This window comes from Thauera butanivorans NBRC 103042 (genome assembly GCF_001591165.1).
Lineage (GTDB): Bacteria > Pseudomonadota > Gammaproteobacteria > Burkholderiales > Rhodocyclaceae > Thauera > Thauera butanivorans.
Genome location: NZ_BCUG01000032.1, coordinates 21,513 through 39,261, shown reverse-complemented (window position 1 = coordinate 39,261; position 17,749 = coordinate 21,513). Strand labels below are relative to the sequence as shown.

Genomic DNA, 17,749 nt, shown 5'->3' with positions numbered 1-17,749 from the left:
TCTATCTGCTCATCTCCTCCTGGCAGGTCCACACAGCCACCCCACCGGCGAATACACCTTGCTGTCTGATAGGTAAAACTCACAAAATAGATGAAATTTTTCATATGAATTTGTGCATTTTTATGAAGACTTCAGCGCGCATCCGGCTCTAATCTGCATCTGCCGTGCAAGTGCCGCCGTGTCTTGCATCCAATCCCCCGTCTGGAGCCCGCTGCCATGAAAAAGATCGTCATCGCCCCCGATTCCTACAAGGAAAGCCTGTCCGCGCTGGAAGTCGCGCAAGCGGTCGAAGCCGGCTTCCGCGCCGTCTTTCCGCAGGCCGAATACGTGCTCGTGCCGGTGGCCGATGGCGGCGAAGGCACGGTCGAGGCGATGGTGGCCGCCACCGGCGGGCGCCGGCTGGAGCTTGCCGTCACCGGCCCGCTGGGCGACAGCGTGCCGGCTTTCTACGGTCTCACCGGCGATGGCGCGACCGCGGTGATCGAGATGGCGGCCGCCAGCGGCCTGATGCTGGTGCCGCCGGCGCAGCGCGATCCGCTGCGCACCACGTCGCGCGGTACCGGCGAACTGATCCGCGCCGCGCTCGACGCCGGCGCACGGCGCTTCATCCTCGGCATCGGCGGCAGCGCCACCAACGATGGCGGTGCCGGCATGGTGCAGGCGCTGGGCGCGCGGCTGCTGGACGCCGACGGCCGTGAGCTGGGGACGGGCGGCGGCGCGCTTGCCGAGCTGGCGCGCATCGACGTTTCCGCGCTCGATCCGCGCCTGGCCGAATGCCGCATCGAAGTCGCCTGCGACGTGGACAACCCGCTCACCGGCCCGCGCGGGGCGTCGGCGGTGTTCGGTCCGCAGAAAGGCGCGACGCCCGACAAGGTGCGCGTGCTGGACGACAACCTCGGCCGCTTCGCCCGCATCGTCGAGCGCGACCTCGGCGTGGCGGTGGACCAGGTGCCGGGCGCCGGCGCGGCCGGCGGCATGGGGGCGGCGATGCTCGCCTTCTTCGGCGCGGTGCTGAAGCCGGGCATCGAGATCGTCACCGCCGCGGTCGATCTCGACCGCCATGTGCGCGATGCCGATCTCGTCGTCACCGGCGAAGGCCGCATCGATTTCCAGACCATCCACGGCAAGACGCCGATCGGCGTCGCCCGCGTCGCCAAGCGCCACGGCAAGCCGGTGATCGGCATCGCCGGCTCGCTGGGGGCGAACGTCGGCGTCGTGCACGAGCATGGCATCGACGCGGTGTTCAGCGTGCTCTGCCGTCCCTGCTCGCTCGAAGAGGCGCTGGGCGAGGCGGCGGCGAACGTCGAACTCACCGCCCGCAACGTGGCTGCCACGCTGCGCATCGGTCCGGGCTCGGCTGCGTTACCATGAGCACCCCCTGAGTTTCCGCCCGCAGAGCCGTCTTGGACATCATCTTCGGCATCATCTTGCCGGTCTTCGGCACGCTCGGCCTCGGCTACGTCGCGGCGCGCTGCGGTGTGTTCGACGAGGCGGCCAATCGCGGGCTGTCGCTGTTCGTGTTCAACTTCGCGCTGCCGCTGATGCTGTTCCGCGCCATCGCCCGGGCCGAACTGCCCGAGGCGATGCCCTGGGGCTACCTGCTGTCGTACTACATCGGCGCATTCGTGGTGTTCGGGCTGGCGATGCTGGCCGGGCGGATGCTGTTCGGGCGCCGGCTGGACGAGCAGGCGGTGCTCGGCCTCGGCGCCGGCTTCTCGAATACCGGCATGCTCGGTATTCCACTGGTGATGACGGCCTACGGCCCGTCGGCGGCGCTGCCGCTGTTCGTCATGATCGCCTGCCACAGCCTGCTGATGCTGCCGCCGGCCACCGCGCTGATCGAGGCGGCGCGCGGCGGCCAGCAGTCGGCGGTGGCGACGCTGCTGAAGCTGGGCAAGAGCGTGCTGGCGACGCCGATCATCTGGGGGTTGAGCTGCGGGCTGGCGTTCGCGCTGTCGGGCATGCCGCTGCCCGGCCCGGTCGATGCCGTGGCCGGCGGCCTGGGGGCCGCAGCCACGCCCTGTGCGCTGTTCGCGCTCGGCGCCTCGCTGACGCGCTACAGCCTGGGCGGCAACCTGCGCGAGCCGCTGGTGCTGGTGGCATTGAAGACGGTGATGCTGCCGCTGCTGGTGTGGCTGCTGGCGACCCAGGTGTTCGACGTGCCGCCGCTGTGGGTGGCGACCGGTGTGCTGCTGGCGGCACTGCCGGCCGGGATCACGCCCTATCTCTTCGCCCAGCGCTACAACGTCTGCCAGTCCGCGGTCGCCTCGGCGGTATTCCTGTCCACGCTGCTGTCGGTGCTGACGCTGACGGTGCTGCTGTTCCTGCTGCGGCCCTGAGCAGCATTGCCGTGGTGGCCGCGAGTGCGTAGCATGCCGCGGTTCCCGCCGCCGGGCGGCATGTGCCAGGCTGGCCGATGTCCGACTTTCTCGCGATCCTGAGCTTTTCCTTTTCGGTCACCGGGCCGATCTTCGTGCTGCTCGGCCTGGGTGTGCTGCTGCGCCGCACCGGCATGCTGACCGATGGTTTCATCGACGCCGGCTCGAAGCTGGTATTCACCATCGCCCTGCCCACGCTGCTGTTCACCAGCATCGCCAGGACGCGCATCGCCGAATCGGCCAATGCCGGCATGATCGCTTATGGCCTGGTGGCGACGCTGGCGCTCTACGTCGTGCTGGAATGGGCGGCGAAGTTCGCCGTGCAGCCCGAACGCGACCGCGGCGTGGTGGTGCAGGGGGCGTTCCGCTCCAACTTCGGCGTCGTCGGTCTGGCCTACTGTGTCAATGCCTACGGCGATGCCGGTCTCGCTGCGGCCTCGCTGTACCTCGGCCTGGTGACGATCCTGGTCAATGTGCTGGCGGTCATCACCCTCAGCCGTTCGTTGCACCGCAGCCAAGGCGTGGGCAGGATCGTGCGCGGCATCGCCACCAATCCCCTGATCATCGGCATCCTGCTCGCGCTGCCGGTGTCGGCGCTGGAAATCCGCCTGCCCGCGCTGGCGCTGAGTTCGGCCCAGTATATCGCCGACATGACGCTGCCGCTCGCCCTGCTGTGCACCGGCGCCTCGCTCGATTTCCGCAGCCTGCGCTCGGAAATCGCCAGCACCGCGCTGGCCGCGCTCGGCAAGCTGGTGGTGGTGCCGATGCTGCTGACGCTGGGCGCGGTGGCGCTCGGCTTCCGCGGCCTCGAGCTGGGCATCCTGATGTTGATGGCTTCGGCGCCCTCGGCCGCAGCCGGCTACGTGATGGTGCGGGCGATGGGCGGCAACGCCACGCTGGCGGCGAACATCATCGCGCTGACGACGCTCGGTTCGCTGCTGACCACCAGCCTGGGCGTGATGATGCTGCGCAGTGCCGGGCTGATCTAGCCGGGACGGCCGGTCTCAGTCTTCGTCGAAGCGCTGGCAGGCGAGCGCCGCGACAGTGGGCGGGCTGCCTTCATGGGTGTAGTACAGCGAGCCGATTGCCCGACCGTTCTGCCACGTCTCGTGCAGCATCAGTGAGCCGCGCAGGCCTTCGAGGCCGAGCGCATCGGGCCTGAGCACGCCGAAATCCACGATTCGCAGCATGCCGTCCATATCCGCCGTGGCGCGGATGGCCACCGTGTCCAGCAGTGCCAGGTCGGGCGACACGTCGCTGCTGCCCGCAGGGAAGCGCGCAGTTTCCGGCTGGCCGGGGGCCGGCCACAGGAATTCGGGCGTGACGATTTCCAGACCGGTGATGCGGGGCGCGCCGGCGGCTTCGGCTGCGTCGCTCGCGATGCCAAGCACGATCCGGGTGTGGTCCGGGTCGTCCAGGTCGGCGCAGATGATCCGGGTCTCCGCTGCCACGGCGGAGCCGGCGGCAAGCACTGCGAGGCAGGCAATCACCGCTGCGGTCGATCGGCATGGCTGGTGCTTCGTCATCGTTCTGCTCCTCGGGAGATGCGGAACATTATGCATGCCGTGCATGGCTGGGATGTCGTCCGGCTTGAATTGCGCCCCGCGCTGAACTTTAGTAAAAGTGCGCGGATGCCTGTGGCAGGCGTTTTCAGGGGGTGCAGCATGTTGATCACACGCGAGGTGCTTACCCGGATGGGCGCGACCAGCGCCAATGCCGACCGCTACGTCGATGCGCTCAATGCCGCGATGGTGGCCCACGCCGTCGACACGGTGCCGCGCATCGCCCATTTTCTTGCCCAGGTCATGCACGAATCCGGCTGTCTGCGGCTGACCGTCGAGAATCTCAATTATTCGGCGGACGGATTGCTGAAAGTCTTTCCGCGGTATTTCGGCACGCGTGCCGAAGCGGAAGCCTGTGCGCGCAAGCCGGAGAAGATCGCTTGCAAGGTCTATGGCGGGCGCATGGGCAATGGCGCCGAGGCGAGCGGCGACGGCTGGCGCTACCGTGGCCGCGGCCTGATTCAGCTGACCGGCAAGGACAACTACCGCAGCTTTGCGCAATGGTGCGGCCAGGACGTGGTGGCCGATCCGGATCTCGTCGCCGGCAGCCTCGCGGTCGATGCCGCGGTGTTCTTCTGGCAGCGGGAGAATCTCAACGCGCTGGCCGACGTCGACGACCTGAAAGCGGTGACGCGCCGCATCAACGGCGGCCTGAACGGCTTTGCCGATCGCCGCGAACTGCTCGAGAAGGCCCGCCAGGCGCTGCGTGACCTGGGGCTGGCCGGAACTTTCGCGCCGGCGATGTCTCCGTTCGCGCCGACGCATCGTGTCCTGCCCTTGCAGCTCAATCTGCGTTCCACGCCGCAGGTGACGCCGGCAAGCCTGCTGGCGCCGCTGGTGCAGGGCACCGAAGTCGAAGTGCGCGGCCCGACCGCGGTGGCGGGCTGGGTACAGGTGCGGGTGCTGCTCAATGGCGTCGTGCGCGAAGGCGTGGTGGCCGAGCGCTACCTGGAACCGTACGCGCCGCGTCCGCGTACGCGTGGTGGCCCGCGTTCGCGTGCCGCACCGGCTGCCGAGACGCTGCCGGCGCTGCCTGCAGTCCATCTGGAGGCCGACCGGCCGGACATCACCCGCGTGCGGGATGGCGGGCGGGCCTACCCGCTCGGCGAGGCCGACCGCCCCGCGCGCAGTGGCCCCGAAGGCGCACGCGGTGCCGCCGGGCTGGCGCGGATCGTCGATTACCTCGACGTCGCCAAGGCCGATCACCTGCGCTACCAGCCGCGCGCCGGCATGACTTTCTGCAACATCTACGCCACCGATTACGCCCACCTGGCGGGCGCCTACCTGCCGCGCGTGTGGTGGACCGACTCCGCGCTGCGCCGCCTGGCGCTGGGTGAGCCGGTGGAGGTGACCTATGGCCAGACGGTGCGCGAACTGAACGCCAATTCCCTGTACGACTGGCTCGACGAGCATGGCGCCGAATTCGGCTGGGCGCGAGAACTGGACCTGACCCTGTTGCAGGCGGCAGCGAATGCCGGCGAAGTCTGCGTCATCGTCGCCAAGCGCCGCGATCTCAACAGCTCTGGCCACATTACCGCCGTCGTGCCCGAGCAGGAGGGGACTGAAGCGCGGCATGCCGCCGACGGCGAGGTTCTGCGTCCGCTCGAATCCCAGGCCGGTACACGCAACGTCACGCGCGGGGTGTCGGCCAGCGCGTGGTGGGCAGCGGAACGCTTCCAGTCCTTCGCCTTCTGGCGGCATCCGTGACCGGATGCAGGCCGCCCGTCGGCCTGCCGTCGCACTGTTGCATGGCGAAACATGCGGGCGACGGAATCTTTTGTCCGGGCTGCGCCTCTGAGACGGTATCCTGCCGCTTCGGCCAGCCGTAGCGGCCCCGACACCTTGATGGGATGCCCCATGTATCGAGATCCGAAGTTCTCAGGCCTTTTCAACCAGTTCGGCGCCCGCGGCGGTACGCCGCCCAGTCTGCTGCAGAAGATCGTCGCCGCGATCGTCACCGTTGCCGTGTTCGGCGTGGCGCTGATGTTCTCGGTCGTCTTCTTCGCCGTCGTCGTCACCGTCGGCGCCGTGGCCTGGGGCTATCTGTGGTGGAAGACCCGCGCGCTGCGCAAGCAGATGCGTGATCATCCGCCGGCCGGGCGCGGCATGGTGATCGAAGGCGAGATCATCCGCGAAGTGGAGATCGAGGAAGGTACGGGGCGCGATGGTCCGGGCGAAGATCGCCCGCCGCGCTGATCTCCATCGCCCCATACGCCATTGGCTTGGTGTAGTCTGTCCGTCCCCGCCGGTCCGCCGCAAGGCCGGGCGGTGGAATCCCATACCAGACAGAGGACAACAAGCATGAGCACTGTGACCCTTGGCGGCAATCCGATCGATGTCGCCGGCCGTTTTCCGCAGGCGGGTGATGCCGCCCCCGCCTTCAAGCTGACCGGCGCCGATCTGGCCGATGTCGGCCTCGACGCCTTCGCCGGCAAGCGCAAGGTATTGAACATCGTTCCCAGCCTCGATACGCCGGTGTGCGCGGCATCGGCGCGCAAGTTCAATACCGAGGCCAGCAGCCTGGCCGACACCGTGGTGCTGGCCGTGTCCGCCGACCTGCCCTTCGCCGCCGGCCGTTTCTGCGAGGCCGAGGGCCTGAAGAACGTGAAGACGCTGTCGACCTTCCGCAACCCCGATTTCGCCCGCGACTACGGTGTTGCCATCACCTCCGGCCCGCTGGCCGGCGTCACCGCGCGTGCGGTGGTGGTGATCGATGCGAACGACAAGGTCGTGTATTCCCAGCTCGTGCCCGAGATCAAGGAAGAGCCGGATTACGCCGCTGCGCTGGCTGCATTGAAGTAAACTCCGCCGCTGGTGCAAACGAGGGCCAGCCAAGGGGACGGCCTACCGATGGAGTGGCTAGATGCAGCATGAAGAATCCGGTGTGTGCGATGTCCTGGTCATCGGATCGGGGCCGGCCGGAGCCACGGCGGCGCCCCTGCTGGCGGAAAAGGGCTACAAGGTCGTCGTACTGGAAAAGGACCGCTATCCGCGTTTCCACATCGGCGAATCCTTGTTGCCCGCCAACCTGCCCTTGCTGGAGCGCCTGGGCATTGCCGACGAGGTGCGTGAGATCGGCATGGTGAAGCGGGGGGCGGAGTTTGTCTCCCCGCATCATCCGAATACCCAGACCTTTTATTTCTCCAAGGCCTGGAACAAGTCCCTGCCCTACGCCTATCAGGTGCTGCGCTCCGACTTCGACTCCGTGCTGATGCGCAACGCGGCCCGGCGCGGGGTGGAAGTCATCGAAGGCTGCCGGGCGAAATCGGTGGATTTCGTAGCCGAAGACCGTGTGGTGGTGCAGGCGATCCACGACGACGGTCGGGAACAGCACTGGCAGGCACGCTTCCTGGTGGACGCCTCTGGCCGCGATACTTTTCTCGCCAACCGCTTCAAGATCAAGAACCGAAACCCGAAGCACACCAGTGCGGCGGTGTTCGGCCATTTCTCGGGCGCGCGCCGGAACTGCGGCAGCGACGAGGGCAACATCACCATCTTCTGGTTCGAGCACGGCTGGTTCTGGTTTATCCCGATGATGAACGATGTCACCAGCGTCGGCATGGTGACCTGGCCCTACTTCATGAAGACGCGCGGCGAGCGCAGCCTGGAGCAGTTTCTGCGCGACGGCATTGCAAGCTGTCCGCCGTTGGCTGAGCGGCTCGAGAACGCCGAACTGGTACACGCCGTTGAGGGAACGGGCAATTTCTCCTACGCCGCCGAGCGCAATCACGGCCCCAATTATCTGATGCTGGGCGACGCCTACGCCTTCGTCGATCCGGTGTTCTCGTCCGGCGTCTGGTTGGCGATGAACAGCGGGCTGATGGCGTCCGAGACCATCGACACCTGCCTGCGCGAACCGGCCAGGGCGAGCGCGGCGCTGCAGCATTTTGACCGCCGCATGAAGCACGGACCGAAGGTGTTCTCGTGGTTCATCTACCGCATGACAAACCCGATCATGCGGGATTTCTTCATGGGGCCGCGAAACGCCTTCCGTACCCAGGAGGCGCTGCTTTCGGTGCTGGCGGGCGACATTTTTGGCAAGACGCCGATCTGGCCCTCGGTGTGGGCTTTCAAGGCGCTGTATTACGTAGCCAACGTGCTCCAGCCCCGCCGTGCATTGACTGCCTGGAAGCGTCGCCGCTTCAACATCCGCCGGGTGGAAGAGGCGGCCTGAATGTCTGTATCATCGCCCGCTTCCGCCAATTTCGCCGCACACCGAAGCGTGACCCAGGGCATGAGCTTCCTGTCGTTCCAGACCGCAGCCCAGGCGCTTCACCCTGCTTGCGATGCTGCCAGCGTGCTGGGCGGCACCCGCCTGGGCACGATCACAGCGGCGGAATGGCCCGAACAGACGCTGCCGGCGGTGCTGTCCGCCTCGTCCGCCCAGTCCGGACTGCTGCGCGAGTGCTGGCTGGCGTTTCAACCCTGCATCGGCGGGCACGACGAGGGCATTGCCTGGCGACGGGCCGGCGATCTGCTCTATGGTGTGATCGAACTGGATGAAGCCGGGTTTGCCGGCGCCTCGGCCAGCCCCTTGCAAGCGGCTGCCGAGGCCGCCTACCGCCGCATCTTCCGCCTGCTGGATGCCCAAGGCTTGCCCGAGCTGTGGCGGGCATGGAACTACATGGCGGCAATCAACCGCGAAACGCGCGGCCTGGAACGCTACCGCCAGTTCAACATCGGGCGGCAGAACGCGTTCGATGCCGCCCGCGGCGCAGGTTGCCGGATACCGGCCGCCTGCGCGCTGGGGCTGGCGGACGGCCCGCTGTCTATCGCCTTCATGGCTGGCAGGGAAGCGATCGTGCCGATCGAGAACCCGCGCCAGATCAGCGCCTGGCGTTATCCCGAGGACTACGGGCCGCGCAGTCCGACTTTTTCACGCGCCGCGCTGGCCTATCCGCCGGGACAGGAAGTGTTGTTCATTTCCGGCACTGCCAGCATCGTCGGGCACCGCACGTTACACGCCGACGACGTCGCCGCGCAGACGCGGGAAAGCCTGCTGAACGTTCTGACCGTGCTCGAGGAAGCTAATCGTGTCGCACGGGCGGGGCCATTCCGTGCGGAAGGCCTGAGCTGCCGCGCCTATCTGCGTCATGCCGGGGATCTGCCGGTGGTCGACGCTCTGGTCCGCGAAATGCTTGGCGGGGCCGAAGTCTGCTACCTCGAAGCCGACGTATGCCGCGCCGATCTGCTGGTCGAGATCGAGGCCATGGCCTTGCAGACACGATGACGAGTCTGCGCACGCGCATCTGGCGCGCCTACGAAGCGGTGGCGATGTGCCTCGGGCTGGGCGCACTGGCCGTGGTCTGCCTGACCTGGTTGCCCTTCGCGATGGTACTCAGTCCGCTGTTGCCGCAGCGCATCGGCCAGCGCATCGGCCGCTACGCGATCTTCATCGGGCTGCGCATCTATCTGATCATCCTGCGCGTGCTCTGTGCCTGCCGTTTCGACTTCGGTGAACTTGACAGCCTGCGCCATGGCGGGCCGGTGGTGGTGGTGGCAAACCACCCTTCGCTGCTCGACGCGGTGCTGATCCTGTCTCGCCTGCCCAACGCCGTCTGCGTGATGAAGGCCAGCATCCTCGACAATATCCTGTTCGGCGCCGCCGCCCGCATGGCGCGCTACATCCGCAACGACGTGCCCTTCAAGATGATCCGCGACGCGCGCAAGGAACTGGCCGAAGGCGCGCAACTGGTGATCTTCCCCGAAGGCAGCCGCACCCGCCTGTTCCCGCTCGACCGCTGCATGCCGACCGCCGGCCTGATCGCGGCGCGAGCCAAGGCACCGGTGCAGGCCTTGCTGATCGAGTTTTCCACGCCTTACCTGGGCAAGGCCTGGCCGCTGGCCAAACCGCCGTCGCTGCCACTGTCCTGCCGTATCCGGCTGGGACGGTGTTTTTCGCCGCCGACCGATGTCAGCGCCTTCACCGCCGAGCTGGAAGCCCACCTGCGCGCCGAACTGGGCGCAACCGAAACGGCCGAGCCCGCCCCGCAACCCGCCAGCGCCTGAACCATGCAGCAGCCCTCGTGCACCCATCTCGTCCTCATCCCCAGCTACAATCCCGGTCCCGGCGTACTGGAGACGGTGCGCGCTGCGCGCGCGCAGTGGTCGCCGGTGTGGGTGGTGGTCGACGGCAGTACCGACGGCAGCGCCGAGCGCCTGCTGGCGCTCGCCGAACACGACGAAGGCCTGCACGTGATCGTGCTGTCCGAGAACCGCGGTAAGGGCGCAGCGGTGCTCGAAGGCATGGAGCAGGCTGTCGCCCGGGGTTTCACCCATGCGCTGACGATGGATTCCGACGGCCAGCATCCTGCCGAGCTGATTCCCGAGTTCATGGTCGCTTCGCAGGCCGAGCCCAGCGTGATGGTGCTGGGCAAGCCGGTGTTCAGCGCCGATGCGCCGGCGCTGCGCGTCAACGGTCGCAAGGTGTCGAACTGGTGGGCCAATTTCGAAACCCTGTGGATGGGCATCGGCGACTCGCTGTACGGCTTTCGCGTTTATCCGATGACACCGCTGATCCGCATCATGCGCGGCAATCGCTGGATGCGCCGCTTCGACTTCGACCCCGAGGCGGTCGTGCGCCTGTGCTGGGCCGGCGTGCGGCCGATCAACCGCGACGCACCGGTGCGCTACCTCAGCGCCAGCGAAGGTGGTGTGTCGCATTTCCGTTACCTGCGCGACAATGTGTTGCTGACCGGCATGCACACGCGGCTGTTCTTCGGCTTCCTCGGCCGCCTGCCCGCCCTGCTGCTGCGCCGCTTTCCTTCCCGTTAAGATTTCCCCTGATGACCAAGAAAAATTCCGCGCTCAAGGACGATGCCCGTCTGGGCGCCTATTTTGCCGACGAAGGTGAACGGCGCAGCGTGACGCGGGAGATGTTCGACGAAGCTGCGGCCGGCTACGACCAGGCCGACCGCATCGCTGCGCTCGGCAGCGGCCGCTGGTATCGGCGCGAAGTCCTGCGCAGGAACGGCGTGCGGCCCGGCATGGCGGTGCTGGACGTGGCTGCCGGCACCGGCTTGGTCACGGTCGAAGCCCACCAACTGCTGGGGCCGCAAGGCCGGGTGGTGGCGCTCGACCCCTCGCCGGGCATGCTGGCCGAGCTGAAGAAGAAGCTGGACGTCGAAACTCTAACCGCCTATGCCGAGTCGATCCCGCTGCCCGACGCAAGCGTCGATTTCGTCTCGATGGGCTATGCGCTGCGCCATGTCGGCGACATGGACGCCGCGTTCGGCGAGTATTTCCGCGTGCTGAAACCGGGCGGCCGCGTCTGCATCATGGAGATCAGCCGCCCGGCGAGCCGCCTCGGGCGACTCGCGCTGCATGCCTACATCGGCGGTGTCGTACCGATGGTCACGCGCCTGTCCGGCCAGGCCGCCGACGTGCGGCGCTTGTGGGAATACTATGGTGACACCATCGACGCTGCCGCCGATCCGGAGTCCATCTTGGCCACGCTGCGGTGCGCCGGCTTCGTCGATGTCGATTGTGCGCTGACCTTCGGCATCTTCCGGGAGTACACCGGGCGCAAGGCATGAACACCGCCGAGCTGTTCCTCATCGCCATGGCGATGATCTTCGCCGTGCCGTGGCTGATCTGGCGACTCGGCAACACCGACTATTTTGCGCCGCTGGTTGTCGTCCAGATCCTGACCGGTATCCTGCTCGGACCGGGTGTGCTCGGCACGGCTTTTCCGGGCTATTACCACTTCGTATTTACGCCAGAGGTGGTGCAGACCCTGAACGGCATCGCCTGGTGGGGCGTGATGCTGTTCGTGATGATCGCCGGAATCGAACTCGACCTCGGCAAAGCCTGGCAGCACCGCCGCGAAAGCGGCATCACCGCGGGGCTGGCGCTTGGCGTGCCCTTCGTCTTCGGCGCCGCAGCGGCCGTTGTGATGCTGCTGACGGGCAATGGCTGGCTCGGCGGCGAGGGGGAACGCTGGCAGTTCGTGCTGGGTGTCGGCATGGCTTGCGCGGTCACCGCCCTGCCCATCCTGATCCTGCTGATGGAAAAGATGGACATCCTGCGCCAGCCGCTTGGCCAGCGTATCCTGCGCTACGCCAGCCTGGACGACATCGCCATATGGGCGGTGCTGGCGCTGATCCTGATGGACTGGCAGCGGGTGGGCAAGCAGGTGATCTTCCTGATCGGCTTTGCCGTCGCCACCTGGCTGTTTCGCCGGCTGATGGAAACCGTCGCCGAGCGCGACCGCTGGTATCTGGCGCTGATCTGGCTGGCGGTGTGTGGCTTCGCCGCCGACTGGGCCGGCCTGCACAGCATGGTCGGCGCTTTCCTGGCCGGCGCGGCGATGGAATCCAGGTGGTTCGACCAGAAAAGGATGGACCTGCTGCGCCATCACGTGCTGCTGGCGCTGATGCCGGTCTTCTTCCTGTCGACCGGCCTGCGGACGAATTGGGAAGTCGGCGGTGGTACCGTCTTCGCCGCCGCTGCGCTGCTGCTCGCCGCCTCGGTGGCCGGCAAACTGATCGGCGCGCAACTGGCTGGCTGCATCCTGAAATGGCCGCCGGGCGAAGCTTCGATCATCGGCTGGCTGCTGCAGACCAAGGCGCTGATCATGATCATCTTCGGCAACGTCCTGCTCGACCGCCACATCATCTCCAGCGAAGCCTTCACCGCGCTGCTGCTGATGGCAGTGGCGAGCACGATGCTGACGGTACCGCAGGTGGTGCCGAGGCTGCGGGGCGGGTCTTCAGAAAAGGGAGTTCAAAGGTCGCCGCTTCCTTGAGGTTTAAGGTGTGTAAGACCGAGAGAGATTCTACCGTTTGGCATTCTGGACGGGCGGTAAGGCCTCAATGGCGCGCAGGATCCAGTTGCGGACGGCTCTGACGATCAGATCCTTGGCCAGGCGCTGATGCTCCACCGGGAAGGGTGGCTCGTTCCGGTAACTCATAGAGGTAAGCCCCCGGCTGTGCCGGGGGACTCACCAAGGTTTGACCTTTACGACGGTCGGCGTGAATTTCTGATCTCTGCCAAGAGAAGGAGATTCACGATGAAAGAGTAGCAGAGCCTGAGTCACACGAGATGGGACTGCAAGTACCATGTGGTGTTCATACCGAAGAGGCGCAAGAAGCGGGTGTTCGGGATGTTGCGTCGTCACTTGGGGGAACTGTTTCACGAACTGGCTTCGCACAAGGAGTCCAAGATTGTCGAAGGACATCTGATGGGCGATCACGTTCACATGTGCCTGAGCATTCCTCCGAATTACGCAGTGTCGAATGTGGTGGGCTACCTGAAGGGGAAGAGCGCGATTCAGATCGTGCGCAAGTTCGGCGGGCGACAGAAGAATTTCACCGGCGAGCATTTCTGGGCGAGGGGCTACTTCGTCTCGACGGTCGGATTGGACGAGAACATCGTTCGGGCGTACATCCGCAACCAGGAAGATGAGGGCGAGCGCTACGACCAGATGAAGCTGGAAATAGGGTAAGCCGCCAAGGGCGGCTCACGGTTTCATGGGCGCCTTTGAGGCGCTCACCATCCAAGCCACCGGCTTTGCCGGTGGTATTTGACTTAAAACGATCAGGGATGACTGCAGCCACACGAGGGCAAACATGAACGCGAGGAACAGCGAATCGATGCCGATGGAAAAGCCGCCGCCGGCCCCGATGCCGCCCAGAGACCGGACTGAACACCAGGTAAAAGCATTGACGCTCAACCACATGGCCGCAGTGCTAATGGCCCCCGGAGCCAGCAGGGTGGAAATCAGGACGACCAGAAATTCGATGACGGGATGGTTCTTGAGTAGCCGCTCCTTTGCTTCCGTCACGGTCTGGCGCCTGTCTTTCAGGTCATCGCCCCGTTGATCGAAATCACCTGCCCGGAAATATAGGCAGCCTTGTCCGAAGCGAGGAAGGCAACGAGTTCGGCGACTTCCTCGGGCCGTCCGGCGCGCTGCATCGGCACTAGCTTTCTGATCGAATCGGGGTCGAAATGACCGTCGATCATGTCTGTGGCGATGATGCCGGGGGCGACGGCGTTGACGGTGATACCGCGGCTGGCGACTTCGAGCGCGAGTGACTTGGTGGCGGCGTGCAGCGCGCCCTTGGCGGCCGAGTAATTCACCTGACCGCGATTCCCGGTGATGGCGGCGATCGATGAGATGTTGATGATGCGGCCCCAGCGGCTGCGGATCATTGGCAGGCTGAGCGGTTGGGTGACGTTGAAGAAGCCGTTCAGCGATACGTCGATGACCCTGTGCCACTGCGTGGTGCTCATGCCGGGCAGCACGGCGTCGTCGTGGATGCCGGCGTTGTTGACCAGCACCTGGATGGTGCCGGCCGCGAGCAGGGTTTCGAGCGCGGCGGTGGTGGCAGTGCCGTCGGTCAGGTCGAAGGCGACGGCTTCGGCGCTGCCGCCGTTGTTGCGGATGTCGGCGGCGATGGCCTCGGCGCGGTCGAGGTTGCGGTTGGCATGGACGATGACGTGCAGGCCGTCGGCGGCGAGCCGCTGGCAGATGGCGGCGCCGATGCCGCCGCTGCCGCCGGTGATGAGGGCGCGTTTCATGCGGAGTGCTCCAGGGTGGAACGCTCGGCGTCCATGACGACCACGGCGCGGCCTTCGAGCAGCTTGCGGCCGGCGTGTTCGAGCCTGAACTGGTAGAGGATGGTATCGCTGTCGCCGGACAGGCGTTCGGCGCGGATGTCGAGTTGGCCGGGCAGATCGTCCAGCCGGGCGGCATGCAACTGCACGTTGCGCACGCTTGCCAGATAGCCCTGGCGGGCCATACCGTCGGGGCTGGCGAGCAGTGCGCCGTGCAGCGCCATCGCCTGCGCGGCGTATTCGATACCGGTCGCGGCACCGAGGCGGCCGTCGGCGCGCAACGGATTGTCCGCCGCGGTGTGGCTGCTGGCGCGGCAGTGGATGTGTCCGTCGTCCCAGGCCACGGCGCTGTCCAGCAGGCACATGCTGCCCTGATGGGGAATGCGTGAGGCGATGCCGTCGCGGTCTAGCATGGCTGGACGTCGATGCGCAGTTGCATCGGCGGCAGGTAGTCGAGGACGACCGTGCCTGCGCTGCCACAGGCGAGGTGCTTCAGCAGCGGCAGGGAGCGCAGCGCCGGAATGGCTGTGCGCAGGCCTTCCAGTCCGGCATCGCTTAGCCGGTCGGCGGCTGTATCGGTCGGGTCCAGCTTGATGGCGGCGAGCGAGTGCGCAGTTGGCGCCGGACTGAGCAGCATGGCGACGCCGCCGCAGTCGGGCGTGTCGCGCTTGGCATGCAGCGGCTGCGGGTATTCGCTGTCGTAGGCGATCAGCAGTACCGGCACGCAGTCGCTGACGACCTGGGCCAGTCCATCGAGCAGACCGGCACCGAAGCTGGCGTCGAAGGCGCAGAGCACCTGGCAGGGCTGCATCGCGTGGGTGGCGATGCCCCAGTAGCCGGCGGCGGCGTTATGCACGGAGTTGTGGAAGCGCGTGGGCGAGATCTGGCGGTCGCCGCCGGCCAGTTGCTCGCACAGCGCATGGCAGTTGTGGCCGTCGGCGCCCGATGAGGCGAACACCGTCGCCAGCGTGGCCGGGTCGGCTTCGGCATGGGTGGCGGCTTCGAGGCCGAGCGCCAGCGCCAGCTTGACCACCCGGCTGGCGCGGCGGCGCTCGGCGGGGGGCAGCAGGCCGGGCGCGGGGAGAATGCCAGGGGCGGATAGCCAGGCCTGTTCGCCGCGCAGCACGGCGCACGCTGCAGGCCAGTCCGGCAGGCCGGGGGCGATGAAGCCGATGCTGTCCACCCAGGCGCGCAACGGCGCGGTCGTGTTAGTAGTCGCCATATTCATCTCACTACTCCGAAGATCAGGCTGCAATTGCTGCCGCCGAAGCCGAAGGAGTTGGACAGCGCATGCCGCAGTTCCGCGGGCCGTGTGTCGACGAGGTACTGGATCGGAATCTTCGGGTCGGGCTGCCGGGTACCGGGACTGCCGGGCAGCCAGCCCTGCTGCAGCGCCAGCGCGCAGACGACCGCTTCGACCGCGCCAGCCGCGCCCAGCGTGTGGCCGGTGGCGCCCTTGGTCGAACTGCATGGCACGCGTTTGCCGAACAGCGCGGCGACGGCCTTGCCTTCGGCGGCATCGTTGGCGGGCGTGGCGGTGCCGTGCAGATTGATGTAGCCGATATCGTCGGCATCCAGCGCCGCCGAGCGCAATGCGGCGGTCATTGCCAGTCGGGCGCCGAGGCCTTCGGGGTGGGGCGAGGACATGTGGTAGGCGTCGCTGGATTCGCCGCAGCCTTGCAGCAGGATGTCGCCCGCGACGGCCTCGTCGGCGCGTTCGAGCAGGGCGAAGGCTGCGGCTTCGCCGATCGAGATGCCGTCGCGGCCGGCGTCGTAGGGACGGCAGGGCTGGGTCGAGGTCAGCTGCAGCGAGGCGAAACCGTACAGCGTGGTCAGGCACAGGCTGTCGACACCGCCGATGACGGCGGCGTCGATCGTGCCCAGCGCGATCTGCCGCGCGGCAGCGGCGAAGACCTTGGCGCTGGACGAGCAGGCAGTCGAGATCGCCATCGCCATGCCTTTTAGCGCGAAATAGTCGCGGGTGAACTCGGCCGGCGAAAAGGAATTGTGCGTCCTGCGGTAGTCGAAGTCGGCCGGCAGTGCACCGCTCAAGGGGTCGCGCCGGCGGTAGGCAAGCTCGGTCTGCAGGATGCCGGCGGTGCTGGTGCCGACGAAGATGCCGACCCGATTGCTGCCATAGCGGGCGATGGCTTCGTGCACGCGCCCGGCGAAGCCGTCGGTCTCCAGGCCGATCCGAGCCAGGCGATTGTTGCGGCAATCGTAATGGGCGAGGTGCCCGGGCAAGCGTTCGTCATCGATCGCGCCGACTTCGCCGAGCCACGTCGGCAACTGTACGGTCTCGAAGGCGCAGGGCTGCAAGCCGCTCTGCCCGTGGCGCAGCGCCTCGCACGTCGCATCCAGGCCGCGGCCGAGGCAGGTCGTGGCGGTGAAGGAAGAAAGCAGCAGTGGCGTCACGTCTTGGCCCGGAACAGGGAAGGCTCGGATTTTAGCAGAGGGCCGCAGGGCGGATGCCCGGCCGCGGTTCAGGCCCGGGTTGCGGGCACGCGGCATACGAGCATGACGTTGGCGAAGGGTTTGCCTTCGCTCATCTTCATCGGCTCGACCTTGAAGCCGATCTCCTCCAGCAGTGCCACCCACTCGGCCAGGGGGCGGCAATACAGGCGCGGCAGGCGGTGGCCGCGCATGAAGGTGACGACGTGATCCGTCAGGTTGCACAGATGGTAGGGCAGGCCGGCAGCGGCGTCGCCGATGCGGGTCACGAACACGCCACCGGGTGGCAGGGCGGCGTGGGTGCGGCTGAGCACGTCGCGCTGGCCGTCGTGATCGAAGTAGTGCAAGGCGTCGAGGATGGTGACGACGTCGACCTGGCCGAAATCCGTCTTGCACATGTCGCCCTGGACGATGCCGACTACCGGATGATTCGCGCCGAAAGCCTGCGCGGCGCGGTCGACGTCCTTCTGCATCAGCTCCACCCCGCGCAGCGACAGCGGCTTCGGCGCGGGTGCCCAGTCCGTCGGCCAGTTGCCCAGTTCGTACAGCTCGCGGGTGGCCAGCAGCCACGAGAACAGCGAACCCTGGCCGCAGCCGAGGTCGAGGAAATGCCCTTGCGCCGGGAAGATGCCCTGGCGCAGCAGTTCGCGGAAGATGCAGTCGCCGGAGAGCTTGCCGCGCGCGTAGTGCCAAGCGAAGCGGCCGCTGGCGCGGAAGCGGTCGGTGGCCTTGTCGAGCAGGGTGTTCAGAAAAGCTTGATCGGTCATGGGCAGGCGTCGCCGAGTGGACGGGTAGTGAGTG

At 66.8% G+C, this 17,749-nt stretch carries 20 protein-coding genes; 13 read left to right on the top strand and 7 right to left on the bottom strand.

Annotation, left to right across the window (positions count from 1 at the left end; all coding sequences use genetic code 11):
• Window positions 1–216: 216 nt before the first annotated feature.
• From TBU01S_RS13735 to TBU01S_RS13725, 3 genes are all read left to right on the top strand, one after another.
• Window positions 217–1,371, top strand: a complete 1,155-nt coding sequence (locus tag TBU01S_RS13735) for a glycerate kinase (RefSeq protein ID WP_068637194.1) — start codon at window positions 217–219, stop codon at window positions 1,369–1,371.
• A gap of 32 nt (window positions 1,372–1,403) precedes the next feature.
• Window positions 1,404–2,339 carry an AEC family transporter gene (locus tag TBU01S_RS13730; protein WP_068637193.1) on the top strand — a complete coding sequence of 312 codons (936 nt, stop codon included), beginning with the start codon at window positions 1,404–1,406 and terminating at the stop codon, window positions 2,337–2,339.
• Between the two features lie 77 nt (window positions 2,340–2,416).
• Window positions 2,417–3,367 carry an AEC family transporter gene (locus tag TBU01S_RS13725; protein WP_068637192.1) on the top strand — a complete coding sequence of 317 codons (951 nt, stop codon included), beginning with the start codon at window positions 2,417–2,419 and terminating at the stop codon, window positions 3,365–3,367.
• Window positions 3,368–3,382: 15 nt separating this feature from the next.
• Here the strand turns inward: TBU01S_RS13725 and TBU01S_RS13720 are convergent, their stop codons facing one another.
• On the bottom strand, window positions 3,383–3,904 hold the full coding sequence (locus tag TBU01S_RS13720; protein WP_068637191.1) for a hypothetical protein: 522 nt from the start codon (window positions 3,902–3,904) through the stop codon (window positions 3,383–3,385).
• 138 nt (window positions 3,905–4,042) lie between these two features.
• Here TBU01S_RS13720 and TBU01S_RS13715 point away from each other — a divergent pair, with 138 nt between their 5' ends.
• The 10 genes from TBU01S_RS13715 (at window position 4,043) to tnpA (ending at window position 13,385) form a co-directional block, all read left to right on the top strand.
• The gene (locus TBU01S_RS13715) at window positions 4,043–5,647 is read left to right on the top strand and encodes a glycoside hydrolase family 19 protein (protein WP_068637190.1); all 1,605 of its coding nucleotides are present in this window, start codon (window positions 4,043–4,045) and stop codon (window positions 5,645–5,647) included.
• Between the two features lie 150 nt (window positions 5,648–5,797).
• Window positions 5,798–6,136 carry a hypothetical protein gene (locus TBU01S_RS13710; RefSeq protein ID WP_068637189.1) on the top strand — a complete coding sequence of 113 codons (339 nt, stop codon included), beginning with the start codon at window positions 5,798–5,800 and terminating at the stop codon, window positions 6,134–6,136.
• A 105-nt stretch (window positions 6,137–6,241) separates the two neighbouring features.
• Complete coding sequence (gene tpx / locus TBU01S_RS13705; RefSeq protein ID WP_068637188.1) at window positions 6,242–6,742, top strand: thiol peroxidase; 501 nt, start codon at window positions 6,242–6,244, stop codon at window positions 6,740–6,742.
• Window positions 6,743–6,803: 61 nt separating this feature from the next.
• A complete protein-coding gene (locus TBU01S_RS13700) occupies window positions 6,804–8,114 on the top strand; it encodes an NAD(P)/FAD-dependent oxidoreductase (RefSeq protein WP_068637187.1) in 1,311 nt (436 codons plus the stop codon).
• Complete coding sequence (locus TBU01S_RS13695; protein ID WP_217999619.1) at window positions 8,115–9,170, top strand: chorismate transformation FkbO/Hyg5 family protein; 1,056 nt, start codon at window positions 8,115–8,117, stop codon at window positions 9,168–9,170. It abuts the gene before it with no gap.
• A complete protein-coding gene (locus TBU01S_RS13690; RefSeq protein ID WP_068637185.1) occupies window positions 9,167–9,949 on the top strand; it encodes a lysophospholipid acyltransferase family protein in 783 nt (260 codons plus the stop codon). Before TBU01S_RS13695 ends, TBU01S_RS13690 begins: the two co-directional genes overlap by 4 nt.
• A 3-nt stretch (window positions 9,950–9,952) precedes the next feature.
• Complete coding sequence (locus TBU01S_RS13685; protein WP_068637184.1) at window positions 9,953–10,714, top strand: glycosyltransferase family 2 protein; 762 nt, start codon at window positions 9,953–9,955, stop codon at window positions 10,712–10,714.
• An 11-nt stretch (window positions 10,715–10,725) separates the two neighbouring features.
• On the top strand, window positions 10,726–11,475 hold the full coding sequence (locus TBU01S_RS13680; protein WP_068637183.1) for a class I SAM-dependent methyltransferase: 750 nt from the start codon (window positions 10,726–10,728) through the stop codon (window positions 11,473–11,475).
• Window positions 11,472–12,686 (top strand): cation:proton antiporter, encoded by a 1,215-nt coding sequence (locus tag TBU01S_RS13675; RefSeq protein ID WP_068637182.1) that lies wholly within the window; start codon window positions 11,472–11,474, stop codon window positions 12,684–12,686. The genes TBU01S_RS13680 and TBU01S_RS13675 overlap by 4 nt, the downstream gene beginning before the upstream one ends.
• 282 nt (window positions 12,687–12,968) lie before the next feature.
• Window positions 12,969–13,385 (top strand): IS200/IS605 family transposase, encoded by a 417-nt coding sequence (gene tnpA, locus TBU01S_RS13670; RefSeq protein WP_157659149.1) that lies wholly within the window; start codon window positions 12,969–12,971, stop codon window positions 13,383–13,385.
• A gap of 15 nt (window positions 13,386–13,400) precedes the next feature.
• Here the strand turns inward: tnpA and TBU01S_RS13665 are convergent, their stop codons facing one another.
• The 6 genes from TBU01S_RS13665 to TBU01S_RS13640 form a co-directional block, all read right to left on the bottom strand.
• Window positions 13,401–13,724 (bottom strand): hypothetical protein, encoded by a 324-nt coding sequence (locus TBU01S_RS13665; RefSeq protein WP_068637181.1) that lies wholly within the window; start codon window positions 13,722–13,724, stop codon window positions 13,401–13,403.
• 17 nt (window positions 13,725–13,741) lie between these two features.
• Window positions 13,742–14,461 carry a 3-oxoacyl-ACP reductase FabG gene (fabG, locus tag TBU01S_RS13660; RefSeq protein WP_068637180.1) on the bottom strand — a complete coding sequence of 240 codons (720 nt, stop codon included), beginning with the start codon at window positions 14,459–14,461 and terminating at the stop codon, window positions 13,742–13,744.
• Entirely contained in the window at window positions 14,458–14,910 is a 453-nt protein-coding gene (locus TBU01S_RS13655) for a hotdog family protein (RefSeq protein ID WP_068637179.1), read from the bottom strand. The genes fabG and TBU01S_RS13655 overlap by 4 nt, the downstream gene beginning before the upstream one ends.
• Window positions 14,904–15,719: a beta-ketoacyl synthase chain length factor gene (locus TBU01S_RS13650; RefSeq protein WP_068637178.1), complete on the bottom strand. Its 816-nt coding sequence runs from the start codon at window positions 15,717–15,719 to the stop codon at window positions 14,904–14,906. The genes TBU01S_RS13655 and TBU01S_RS13650 overlap by 7 nt, the downstream gene beginning before the upstream one ends.
• A 2-nt stretch (window positions 15,720–15,721) precedes the next feature.
• Window positions 15,722–16,912 (bottom strand): beta-ketoacyl-[acyl-carrier-protein] synthase family protein, encoded by a 1,191-nt coding sequence (locus TBU01S_RS13645; RefSeq protein WP_068637238.1) that lies wholly within the window; start codon window positions 16,910–16,912, stop codon window positions 15,722–15,724.
• A gap of 68 nt (window positions 16,913–16,980) precedes the next feature.
• The gene (locus TBU01S_RS13640; RefSeq protein WP_068637177.1) at window positions 16,981–17,715 is read right to left on the bottom strand and encodes a class I SAM-dependent methyltransferase; all 735 of its coding nucleotides are present in this window, start codon (window positions 17,713–17,715) and stop codon (window positions 16,981–16,983) included.
• Between the last annotated feature and the right edge of the window lie 34 nt (window positions 17,716–17,749).

Excerpts from the sequence above, each read along its gene's own strand:
- TBU01S_RS13735 (WP_068637194.1), top strand. The coding sequence starts at position 217 with ATGAAAAAGATCGTCATCGCCCCCGATTCCTACAAGGAAAGCCTGTCC.
- TBU01S_RS13725 (WP_068637192.1), top strand. The coding sequence starts at position 2,417 with ATGTCCGACTTTCTCGCGATCCTGAGCTTTTCCTTTTCGGTCACCGGG.
- TBU01S_RS13720 (WP_068637191.1), bottom strand. The coding sequence starts at position 3,904 with ATGACGAAGCACCAGCCATGCCGATCGACCGCAGCGGTGATTGCCTGC.
- TBU01S_RS13715 (WP_068637190.1), top strand. The coding sequence starts at position 4,043 with ATGTTGATCACACGCGAGGTGCTTACCCGGATGGGCGCGACCAGCGCC.
- TBU01S_RS13710 (WP_068637189.1), top strand. The coding sequence starts at position 5,798 with ATGTATCGAGATCCGAAGTTCTCAGGCCTTTTCAACCAGTTCGGCGCC.
- tpx (WP_068637188.1), top strand. The coding sequence starts at position 6,242 with ATGAGCACTGTGACCCTTGGCGGCAATCCGATCGATGTCGCCGGCCGT.
- TBU01S_RS13700 (WP_068637187.1), top strand. The coding sequence starts at position 6,804 with ATGCAGCATGAAGAATCCGGTGTGTGCGATGTCCTGGTCATCGGATCG.
- TBU01S_RS13695 (WP_217999619.1), top strand. The coding sequence starts at position 8,115 with ATGTCTGTATCATCGCCCGCTTCCGCCAATTTCGCCGCACACCGAAGC.
- TBU01S_RS13690 (WP_068637185.1), top strand. The coding sequence starts at position 9,167 with ATGACGAGTCTGCGCACGCGCATCTGGCGCGCCTACGAAGCGGTGGCG.
- TBU01S_RS13685 (WP_068637184.1), top strand. The coding sequence starts at position 9,953 with ATGCAGCAGCCCTCGTGCACCCATCTCGTCCTCATCCCCAGCTACAAT.
- TBU01S_RS13680 (WP_068637183.1), top strand. The coding sequence starts at position 10,726 with ATGACCAAGAAAAATTCCGCGCTCAAGGACGATGCCCGTCTGGGCGCC.
- TBU01S_RS13675 (WP_068637182.1), top strand. The coding sequence starts at position 11,472 with ATGAACACCGCCGAGCTGTTCCTCATCGCCATGGCGATGATCTTCGCC.
- fabG (WP_068637180.1), bottom strand. The coding sequence starts at position 14,461 with ATGAAACGCGCCCTCATCACCGGCGGCAGCGGCGGCATCGGCGCCGCC.
- TBU01S_RS13655 (WP_068637179.1), bottom strand. The coding sequence starts at position 14,910 with ATGCTAGACCGCGACGGCATCGCCTCACGCATTCCCCATCAGGGCAGC.
- TBU01S_RS13650 (WP_068637178.1), bottom strand. The coding sequence starts at position 15,719 with ATGGCGACTACTAACACGACCGCGCCGTTGCGCGCCTGGGTGGACAGC.
- TBU01S_RS13640 (WP_068637177.1), bottom strand. The coding sequence starts at position 17,715 with ATGACCGATCAAGCTTTTCTGAACACCCTGCTCGACAAGGCCACCGAC.